The sequence below is a fragment of the Rhizobium sp. SEMIA 4085 genome (assembly GCF_013004495.1).
GTDB lineage: Bacteria > Pseudomonadota > Alphaproteobacteria > Rhizobiales > Rhizobiaceae > Rhizobium > Rhizobium gallicum.
Map to the genome: position 1 here is coordinate 1 of NZ_JABEPH010000450.1, position 4,089 is coordinate 4,089.

Here is a 4,089-nt window from a genome sequence, read left to right on the forward strand (position 1 = left end):
AGATGTGTCTAAGACACCGATGCACGAAAGTGCCTCACCACGCACGCAGCCGTGAGACAAGCGCATGCCGCGGTGCGGACACCGGTCTGCCGATGCTGTCACGTGCCCCGACTGACTTCGCCAAAGAGCAATCGGTCCGGCTGGCGTCCGCGCCGGAACAACGGTTCCCGCTGGCAAATCCGCGGAAAGGGCGACTGGCGTCCAAGAGCCCGTCGTGTCAGGCAGCATCACTCGGCTTTCTATATAAAATCAATGGCCTGGTTGGTGAATCCGCGGCTAACGGTCGGCGTCCGCCAATCAGTGCGGTCACGTTTGCATAATTTTTCCGCATTGGCAATCTTGATTAAATATAAGGCATACGATGCACATGCGGCCAGAAAAGGATCGATCGCTACGTCAGGAGATTCTGCCAATTGGTGTGCGGTGTATCGTCTCGACCCAGACATCGATGGGCCCGAGCAAACAACCGATCTCCATCATGTCGATCAGCTCCACGGGCCCGGTGATGTCGAGCTCGACTCGATCGGAACTGGTATGGGCGATCGCCTGCGCAAGCCCGAGCTTAGCCGCATGGCGTCGGATCCAAGGAAGGAAGGAGGCGGCGTCAAGTTCGCCGAGGATCGTCATTCGCTCCCGAAAGTCGCTTTGATGTTGGTCCGTCATAAAAGGCCCTAAGCTTGGTATCTTGGCATCAAGCATAGCGCCCAAGTGGACGAATGAAAGGGTGGTCGTCAAAGCGCGCCTCAGCCGCGCTCGCTGTCGCGTTCTGCCGCCGGCGTCACACAAGGCCGGACGCTCTATCAGTAGGCACTGCTCTTTACCTGCCGATCAGTCGCGAAAAGAAACGGCAAGCGGCGCTTCATAGTTCGTTTTCCTGGCCGGGATCCAGCAAATCAACAAGCCGCGCAATTCTTCCCGTCGGCAACGGACGGCCTTCATCGGCCAGAGCTTCTTCAGCATTGACCCAGGCCCAGGCTTCTGCCAGTTCATTTGCCGAAGCTCCTGTCGCCAAAATGTCTGCAAGCAAGACCTCGTCAACCGGGCCGATGATGGCCCTTACCTCTCCTGATGATAGGGTCATTTCAATCACCTCCCTCACGTTCGGCACTTCACGACTGCGGCTGTGGCAGCACATTGTGTCGCTCCCGTCAGCCAATATGACACGCAGCGCGTCCAACCGCGGCAATTGCCCGCGCCGGGTAGAAGACCGGCGCGGGTCGTCGTCATGGTCGATCAGGCCACCTGCTTTTCGCCTTCGATCTGTAGGGGCCCAGTCTCCTCCTTGGTCTGCTTGGCCTCATTCATTCCGATAGCAATGCGCCGCGGCTTCATCTCTTCGGGGATCTCGCGTTTCAGCTCGACCGACAGAAGACCGTTCTTCAGGCTCGCACCAAGCACCTTGACGTGGTCGGCCAGTTCGAAGCGTCGTTCGAATGATCGGCCGGCGATGCCGTGATGCAGATATTGCATATCCTCCTTGTCGGGCTTCGCGCCGGCAATGACGAGCACGTTTCGCTCATGTGTGACCGACAGATCCTCCTCGGCAAAGCCTGCAACTGCCATGGTTATGCGGTACTCGTCCTCACCGGCCTTGACGATATCGTAAGGCGGCCAGGTATCGACAGCTTGAAATCGCTGCGCATTGTTGAGGAGATTGAAGACGCGGTCAAAGCCGATGCTGGACCGGTAAAGGGGGGCGAAGTCGAATTCGTTTCTCATAGCCATATCCTCCGTAAAGCAACATGGAATGGAGACGCTGGAAACTCGCGTCTCCAACAGTCAGCCCCGTACGGGCGGCTGACGGAACTGATTTGGTTGCTGAGTTTTCAGGTTCAAGAGCGTTCAGGAAAAAATTGGCACTCCAGGACCCAGAGTGCTAAAAATTGTCGCCGCCGTTCTTGAAATGCCGTCTTCCACATTGCATTTTTTCGTGCCTTAGACGCCGTGACGCTTGCCGAGATGGATGGCCTTTCCATTCCGGCCGCCGGCGGCGTCGATACGACCGCCGTGCTCGTCGGCGACTTTTCGAATGGCAATGACGGCGTAATCCTCAAGAAAATGACGAGCCTTACCGATACCAGGGGCCAGAATGTCAATCTGGTCGCGTATTCCGTCTCGCATTACCTGCTTGCTCGCGCGCTCGAAAGCATCAAGCTGACAGATCGCGACGTGAAGGTCGTCAATACATCCGAGGCCGACATTGTCGCCGCCTATAAGACGCCCGACCTCACCTGGAATTCGCGGCCGAAAGCTATCTCGATGTCGAGGTCGTCATCGCGGCCTGCATAACAACAGGTGCCGAGGCCGTCCATCCCGGCTACGGCGTCCTTTCGGAGAATTTCAACTTTGCCGAGCGGGCGGCCGAGCGCCAGCAATAGTCCTTACAGACGCAGCACAATCCAGGGAAAGCACTTCCTCTCGCCGAATTTTTGCCGGCCGGCGCAAGCAGCGGCAAGGATGTCAGAACTGGAATAGTCGTCAGCCGCTTCGGCTTTCGTCGCCAGCAAGTGATGAAGGATGATCACCGCGCGGTGGCGCGCAATCGCGGTTGAGCCTCTCGGCCAAAGTATCCGACGTCTTGATGCCACAGCTAACAAGCTCGATGGCACGCTTGACCGCGTCCTGGCCGCGTTCGCTGTGGATGTCAACGCGATTTTTTTGCGACCACTGACGCAGGCCGGAGGTGATGAGATCGACCTCTTCGTCCGTGAAGGAGAGAAGTTCAAAGAGAACCATGATGCCCTCCGATGAAGCAATAAAGGCGTCCCAAAACAACCTCGTCAGGGCCAGAAAAACTATGGCAGAAAGGGCGAACGGCTAAAAGGCACTGTGCGTTTTCGGACATACCTGATCCATCAAGCGCACCGGCCACGCTGCCGGACAAGCTGGGCCGATGTGACGGGGCCAGAACGTATCAGCATCTGATCCGCTCCCCTGGCTTCAAGAACCACGGTTCTTGGTCAGCAGCGTTTAATAGAAAGCCAGCCGGTCTGACTGATTGAGAGCTTCACGCGCCCTTGAGCCAAAATGATCGACATTCAATAGCCGGCGGTGCCGACGTTTTGTTTCAATGTGATCGGCAGGATCAATGTCATCACCGAACTTGAAGGCACTGATCTCCCTGGCTGGAAGATGTCAGGCATGAGGCGCTCAAGACGCGCGCGCACTGATGAGCGGCGCTGTCCTCGGAGACGAGACATTTCCGACCGGAATACTAAAATCTGCGACGATGCCGGCCGTTCTTGTGTTGTTCAGTTTGCAGATCGATCAAGCGATGCGAATAGCCCGATGCGCCAGGCTCATTGGAATGCCTATCAGCCGCTCGTACTCCGCCTCGGGCAAGCCGTAGCAGCCACCGGCAATTTTCTTGAGCTTTTCCCTGTCGATGATGCGCACGTTACCCCGCGTTGATTTTATGGCGTGGATGCCTTCGAGGATGTGCAACTCGTTGGTCACACCAGCACGCCGAACACCGAGCATTATTCCAAGGAACTCATGGGTGAGCGCGAGATTGTCGCCCTCGAGACGGTCATGACACATCAGCAGCCATCGCGCGAGGCGCTCCTGCATGCTGTAGCGCGCGTTTGCCAGAGCTGAGTGAGAAAGCTGCAAGGTCGCCGAATGCACGTAGCGAAGCAACAAATCCCTCGTCGGCTTATGGTTGTCGATAACGGTCATGAAGTGTTCGACCGGAATGGTTATTCCAGTTCCAGCAACTTGCATGAATGTTCTATTCGGGGTGCGGTCGGTCATTAACAGCACATGGTGGCCACCAAGACCCTCCCGTCCCACGTGCCCGACCTCAACCACCTCATCGTCGGAGCTGACGGCCACCATTGACGCAAGACCGCTCTCGATGAAGCAAACATGTGAGATGGGCGTGTCGGTTTCGACAACAACGTGTCTAAGACCAAGATCGACCGGGGTCATTTCCGAACGGAGCCGCTCGAAGGTTTCCGGCGCCAATGCCTTAAGTAGTCTGTTTGCAACGCTCGCCTGTGAGAAGGATGGCATGGACGTCTCCAATCATGTTAGAGCCCGGGCCAACACAAAGCGTCATGGGGAATAGCCATTAACTGCTTTATGCAT

Annotated in this window: 6 protein-coding genes and 1 pseudogene; 1 reads left to right on the forward strand and 6 read right to left on the reverse strand. The window is 56.8% G+C overall.

The genetic code is table 11. From position 1 onward, the window contains the following. The 4 genes from C9413_RS28795 to C9413_RS28810 all read right to left on the reverse strand — a co-directional run. A partial coding sequence (locus C9413_RS28795) for a Rieske (2Fe-2S) protein (RefSeq protein WP_170251257.1) occupies nucleotides 1-228 on the reverse strand: 228 nt, incomplete at its 3' end. A 168-nt stretch (nucleotides 229-396) separates the two neighbouring features. Next, complete coding sequence (locus tag C9413_RS28800) at nucleotides 397-663, reverse strand: acylphosphatase (RefSeq protein WP_040116495.1); 267 nt, start codon at nucleotides 661-663, stop codon at nucleotides 397-399. A gap of 196 nt (nucleotides 664-859) precedes the next feature. Then, nucleotides 860-1,081, reverse strand: a complete 222-nt coding sequence (locus tag C9413_RS28805) for a hypothetical protein (RefSeq protein ID WP_040115010.1) — start codon at nucleotides 1,079-1,081, stop codon at nucleotides 860-862. 152 nt (nucleotides 1,082-1,233) lie between these two features. Then, nucleotides 1,234-1,719, reverse strand: coding sequence for an Hsp20 family protein (locus tag C9413_RS28810; RefSeq protein ID WP_040115011.1), 486 nt, complete (start codon nucleotides 1,717-1,719; stop codon nucleotides 1,234-1,236). Between the two features lie 219 nt (nucleotides 1,720-1,938). Here C9413_RS28810 and C9413_RS28815 point away from each other — a divergent pair. Then, nucleotides 1,939-2,238: pseudogene (locus C9413_RS28815) on the forward strand (lipid kinase); the annotation flags it as partial. Nucleotides 2,239-2,478: 240 nt separating this feature from the next. Here the strand turns inward: C9413_RS28815 and C9413_RS28825 are convergent. Next, on the reverse strand, nucleotides 2,479-2,736 hold the full coding sequence (locus tag C9413_RS28825; protein WP_052451769.1) for a hypothetical protein: 258 nt from the start codon (nucleotides 2,734-2,736) through the stop codon (nucleotides 2,479-2,481). A 531-nt stretch (nucleotides 2,737-3,267) separates the two neighbouring features. Continuing rightward, a complete protein-coding gene (locus tag C9413_RS28830; RefSeq protein WP_040115013.1) occupies nucleotides 3,268-4,014 on the reverse strand; it encodes a Crp/Fnr family transcriptional regulator in 747 nt (248 codons plus the stop codon). Between the last annotated feature and the right edge of the window lie 75 nt (nucleotides 4,015-4,089).

Coding starts and splice junctions, on each gene's coding strand:
- C9413_RS28805 (WP_040115010.1), bottom strand. CDS start 1,081: ATGACCCTATCATCAGGAGAGGTAAGGGCCATCATCGGCCCGGTTGAC.
- C9413_RS28810 (WP_040115011.1), bottom strand. CDS start 1,719: ATGAGAAACGAATTCGACTTCGCCCCCCTTTACCGGTCCAGCATCGGC.
- C9413_RS28800 (WP_040116495.1), bottom strand. CDS start 663: ATGACGGACCAACATCAAAGCGACTTTCGGGAGCGAATGACGATCCTC.
- C9413_RS28830 (WP_040115013.1), bottom strand. CDS start 4,014: ATGCCATCCTTCTCACAGGCGAGCGTTGCAAACAGACTACTTAAGGCA.
- C9413_RS28825 (WP_052451769.1), bottom strand. CDS start 2,736: ATGGTTCTCTTTGAACTTCTCTCCTTCACGGACGAAGAGGTCGATCTC.